This is a genomic window from Desulfobulbaceae bacterium, from assembly GCA_013792005.1.
GTDB lineage: Bacteria > Desulfobacterota > Desulfobulbia > Desulfobulbales > VMSU01 > VMSU01.
The window spans coordinates 1-5,022 of sequence record VMSU01000228.1 but is presented as its reverse complement, the minus strand read 5'-3'; the positions used below and the strand labels follow the sequence as shown (position 1 = coordinate 5,022).

The window sequence follows — 5,022 nt, the reverse complement described above, 5'->3', positions numbered from 1 at the left end:
TCGCCGTTTAGAGCTAAGAGGCCCTGGTCGGCCAAGAAAAGAAGAAAAATAAATCTGTCCCCATTTTCTGCCCCATTTTCTCATGATATACCGTTAAAAAACTGTACGGAATTCCCGGTTTAAGGTTGATGGCAAATTAATTTTTGAGTGATAAACAGAAACCGTATAATTACTAGTTCGATTGAAAAATAAAAAATGAGAATCCCACAACCAATCGGAGAAAAAGGAAGCCTGAAGTGGATTCAATTCCTTGTTAATGAGAACAGCGAAATATTGAATAAAAAAATACAAGATCATATCAAGGAAGAATTAACTCAAATAGATTGGGTGTCACCGAAAAAGGAAGATGAATTTACTGAATACCGTGATGGAGATTTTCTGAAAATTTTAGGCATCGAAGGCCATCTAACCAAACTTTCCCATTTTTGGCCTAATAGTGGCCCCCAATGGGACGCTTTAGGAAAATTTGAAAATAAATATCATTTCATTGTCGAGGCGAAAGCAAACATCCCCGAAATTTTATCTTCATGTAAGGCAAAATCTGAAACATCTAAAAAACAAATTGAAAAGAGCGTAGAAAACACAAAGCATTTTTTAAATGTAACCCCAGAAAAGAACTGGCTGACTAACTTTTATCAATACGCAAACCGGATATACCATCTGTACTTTCTCAGAGAAGTATGCGGCGTAAATGCATATTTAATTTTTATTTATTTTTGCAACGACTCGACACATTCGCCTACCAGTCATGAGCAATGGGAAGGAGCTTTAAAATTGCAAAAAAATCTCATGTCTTTAAATCGGCACAAGCTACAGCAGTATGTCATTGATATATTTATTGATATTAATGAATTAAAATCGAACAAAAGTATTAACCAGACCGCGTGAACGTTGGCGGCGCTGACGCGGAAAGTTCATTGGCGCGGTCAAGTTAACCTAAACGTTGCGCGTGGTCGGGACAGACAAAAGAATAGGTTCATTTTTCAGAAGAGCTATTGATTTCGAGGTTGGACAGAGTAAGCGTGGCGGACCTCGCCTTCGGCGCAGAAAAAAAACCTTGGTCTTTATTTCGGACAGAGTGAGGTGTCGGGCTGGGGCTATCCCATCGGTTATCAGCATCAGCAAAATAGATACAGATATCAATTTAGAAACATTTTTTTCATTTTTTATGCATTTTATGCTTGAAAAGTTGCACATTAAGGGTATGAGTGTAAATGTAATGACGCCCGGAGAATAGCCGGACAATGTCTTTTACCCTTCATTTTCAAGGACTACTATCATGCTTATCGAGTTCAGTGTCGCTAATTTCCGTTCCTTTTGGGAGCCTCGGAAACTATCCTTGACCGCGACTCCTCAGAAAGACCTGCTTGAGAACAACACTTTCGAGAGTCCGGTTCCCCGTTTACCTCGGCTCCTACGTTCAACGGTTGTTTACGGCCCCAATGCTGGGGGTAAAAGCAACTTTATCCGAGCCATGGGCTTTGTGAAGAAGTTTGTCATCTCCTCGGCCAAAGAACTTCAAGAAGGGGAAGAGATCGCGGTCAACCCCTTCCTGTTCAATCAACTTGGGCCAACTCAGCCCAGTGAGTTCGAGGTGCAGTTTATCCAGGAAGGCGTTCGCTATCAGTACGGCTTTGCGGTCACCAAAGAAAGGGTAACCAACGAATGGCTGATCGCCTATCCGGAAGGTCACGCTCAGCGCTGGTTTGAAAGGAATTTTCAGTCTGAGAGCAACGACTACCAATGGTATTTCGGCAGCCGTTTCATCGGCCGTAAAAAGCAGTGGCAGGAGATGACTAGAAGCAACGCTCTGTTTCTTTCCACAGCAATTCAGTGGAACAGTGAGCAGCTTAAGCCGGTCCTTACCTGGTTTCAGAGGCTTTTTGTCATCGGTCACGGCACGTTACTCGCTCCTTCATACAGCATTAATGCGTGCCAGGATGAAGAAAAGAAAAAGCACATCCTTGCTTTCATGAATGAAGCTGATATCAGCATCTCCGATATCCAGATGGAAACCAAAGATTTCTCTCCCGAAGATCTGCCATCAGATATGCCCGAAGTGATGAAGGAGGATATCCGTCGCAGTATGGATGGCAAAAAGATGACGCGAGTGGGCTTTCTTCATCCAGTCGATGGCGGAGATTCCACAGTAATCCTTTCGCTCGAAGAAGAGTCGGACGGTACCCGCAAACTCTTCGCCTATGCCGGCCCCTGGCTCAACATGCTCTCTCAAGGCCGAATCATCATTGCCGATGAACTGGACAACAGTCTCCATCCAAAGATCATGCGATATCTGCTTTCCATGTTTCATAACGGTAAAACCAATCCGGCAAACGGACAGCTGATTTTCACTACCCACGACACCTCTCTTCTGGATCAGGATTTAGTACGTCGCGACCAGGTCTGGTTTATCGAAAAAGATAAGTCCAACGCCAGCCAGCTCTATCCGCTCACCGACTTCAAACCCAGGGCGGGTGAAGCCCTGCAGAAGGGATATTTGAGCGGCCGGTACGGAGCCTTGCCTTATACCCGCGAGGCCAACCTCTGATGGCACCAGCGGATCAACTCTTCCATCGGAGAAAGGCCAAGAAAGCCGATGCCCTGCGCCGGGAGGCACAAAAGCGTGAGGCCTACGATCTGGTGTTGATCGTTTGCGAAGGCGGCAAGACAGAACCGAAATATTTACAGGAACTTCGTGATGCCTTCAAGCTGAGCACCGCCAATATCAAAATTGCCGGTGACGAGTGCGGCTCATCGCCACGCAGTGTTGTGGATTATGCCTTGACCGAGTACCGAAAAGAAAGAAAGTACAATCGGGTTTTCTGCGTTTTTGATAAAGACCGGCACCCCACCTACAATGAGGCCCTGGAGAGAATCCGGACGGCGAAAATGGGTAAGGGGGATTCCATTCAGGCTATCACGTCGGTACCTTGTTTTGAGGTCTGGATCCTTTTGCATTTCGGCTATACCACCAAAGCGTTCGGTTCCACCGGCCCGTCTGGTTCCATCTGTGCCTCGGTCATCAAAACCCTGAAGAAACACATTTCCGGCTACGACAAGGGCACGGGCGGCCTTTTCTCTTCCCTCAATGAAAGACTGCCGGATGCCATGATACACGCCAGTCGCTTGCAGAACCATACAGATGAGTCGGGAAGCGACAACCCCTCCACTAAGATGCATCAGCTGGTCGGATACCTGCGCGACCTGAAAAAGTGACTTTGCGAGTGGAAAATGGGTCGCGTCTACATCTTCCACTTTGACTTGCGAGAGAAAGAAGCAGTAGTACAACAGGTTCAAAATCCGTTAACATGGTTTTCGAGCATAATGGAACCTCCTTTAAAGTTTAAAAAAATCGCCTAAAGGTTTCCTTGTGCTTAGAAAATTATCAACCCACTGTCGCCTCCGAAGTCCTCACTGCGAGGTTTGGGGGTTGGATCTCGAAGAAGCTATATCTGCTAATGTGTTAAACTGGTCGGCAGTAATAATGCGAGGAAAAATATGGCAAAGATAGAAGGATTCAGAATCAGAAACTTCAGATCCTTGAAGGACGTCACTCTTGGCCGGTTGTGGAATAAGCAACAGGCCGATCCTCTTATGCCGATGACTGCGGTCATTGGTAAAAATGGTGTTGGGAAAAGCACATTATTTGATGCTTTCGGTTTCTTGGCAGATGCTTTGAAATCAGGCGTAGAAGAGGCTTGCGATTCTCGCGGTCGAGGTGGCTTTAAGAGAATTAGGGCACAAGGCCAACAAGAACCAATCGAATTCGAGATATATTACAAAGAGGGTGGCAATTCTCGGCCCATTACGTATGAGATTGCAATTGATTTAGATACTTCCGGACGTCCATTTGTATTGAAAGAGCGTCTCAGGCAAAGGCGAACAGGCCAAAAGCATGGGTGGCCTTATTCTTTTCTTGTGTTGAATAGTGGAAAGGGGGTCGCTTGGAAAGGAGATCAGGATGGTCCTCAAATCAAGGAAGATCAAGAGGATTTTGATCTCAATAATCTTATGGAATCCATTAAGTCTGGGGAATCTAAAGAAGAGTCGAGAGAAACCGAAGTTGTCGAACTTGAGGATATACGCAAGCTTGGAATTGCAACTCTGGGGGCACTGAAACAACATCCGAGAATTTCGGCGTTTCGCAGATTCATCGAAGGATGGTACCTAAGTTACTTCACTCCCGATGCCGCTCGCAGTCTGCCTCTTGCTGGACCCCAAAAACACCTCAACATTCATGGTGATAATCTTGGTAATGTAGTGCAGTTCATGCGACGGGAGCACCCAAAACGTTTCGAGGCGATTCTAAATCGTATTGCTGATAAAATTCCCGGTGTCAATAAGATTGACACGGAAGCGACTAATGACGGTCGCTTGCTTCTGCGGTTCAATGATAAAGGCTTTCAAGACCCGTTTTACGCCCAACAGATGTCTGACGGGACACTGAAGGTGTTTGCCTATTTGCTTTTACTTGAAGATCCGACACCACCACCGTTTTTATGTATCGAAGAACCGGAAAATGGCTTGTATCACAAGCTCCTGGAGTCCTTGGCAAAGGAATTTCGTGAACATGCGACAGGCCGCAAAGGCGGATCTCAGGTTTTCATAACGACCCATCAGCCGTATTTGGTTGATGCCTTGGAACCTTCCGAAGTCTGGATTTTGGAAAAGGGGCCGGATGGTTTTTCAATAATCAGGAGGGCGAGTGATGACGATACGGTGAAGAATTTAGTTGCGGAGGGATTGCCTTTGGGTGGACTCTGGTACAGCGATTATTTGGATGCGAGGTAATCAAATGCATTTTGAAATACTCGTTGAAGACCAGTCCGGGAAAAAAGCTCTGGATATTCTGATTCCCAAATTCATTGGCCCTGAGCATTCATTCAAAGTTCATCCATATAAAGGAATTGGCAGGATTCCAAAAAACCTTGGCGGCAATTCCGATGTAAGCAAACGCATCTTGTTAACACAGCTCCCAAAATTGCTAAGGGGTTACGGAAATACATTTTTCAATTACCCGGA

At 45.6% G+C, this 5,022-nt stretch carries 5 protein-coding genes; all 5 read left to right on the top strand.

What is annotated here, in order from left to right; translation table 11 throughout:
* The first annotated feature begins 195 nt into the window (after window positions 1-195).
* Window positions 196-888 (top strand): hypothetical protein, encoded by a 693-nt coding sequence (locus tag FP815_14705; protein MBA3016178.1) that lies wholly within the window; start codon window positions 196-198, stop codon window positions 886-888.
* A gap of 391 nt (window positions 889-1,279) precedes the next feature.
* Complete coding sequence (locus FP815_14700) at window positions 1,280-2,548, top strand: ATP-binding protein (protein MBA3016177.1); 1,269 nt, start codon at window positions 1,280-1,282, stop codon at window positions 2,546-2,548.
* Entirely contained in the window at window positions 2,548-3,216 is a 669-nt protein-coding gene (locus tag FP815_14695; GenBank protein ID MBA3016176.1) for an RloB domain-containing protein, read from the top strand. Before FP815_14700 ends, FP815_14695 begins: the two co-directional genes overlap by 1 nt.
* 282 nt (window positions 3,217-3,498) lie before the next feature.
* Window positions 3,499-4,791 (top strand): AAA family ATPase, encoded by a 1,293-nt coding sequence (locus FP815_14690; GenBank protein ID MBA3016175.1) that lies wholly within the window; start codon window positions 3,499-3,501, stop codon window positions 4,789-4,791.
* 4 nt (window positions 4,792-4,795) lie between these two features.
* A partial coding sequence (locus FP815_14685) for a hypothetical protein (protein ID MBA3016174.1) occupies window positions 4,796-5,022 on the top strand: 227 nt, incomplete at its 3' end.

Coding starts and splice junctions, on each gene's coding strand:
- FP815_14700 (MBA3016177.1), top strand. CDS start 1,280: ATGCTTATCGAGTTCAGTGTCGCTAATTTCCGTTCCTTTTGGGAGCCT.
- FP815_14690 (MBA3016175.1), top strand. CDS start 3,499: ATGGCAAAGATAGAAGGATTCAGAATCAGAAACTTCAGATCCTTGAAG.
- FP815_14705 (MBA3016178.1), top strand. CDS start 196: ATGAGAATCCCACAACCAATCGGAGAAAAAGGAAGCCTGAAGTGGATT.
- FP815_14695 (MBA3016176.1), top strand. CDS start 2,548: ATGGCACCAGCGGATCAACTCTTCCATCGGAGAAAGGCCAAGAAAGCC.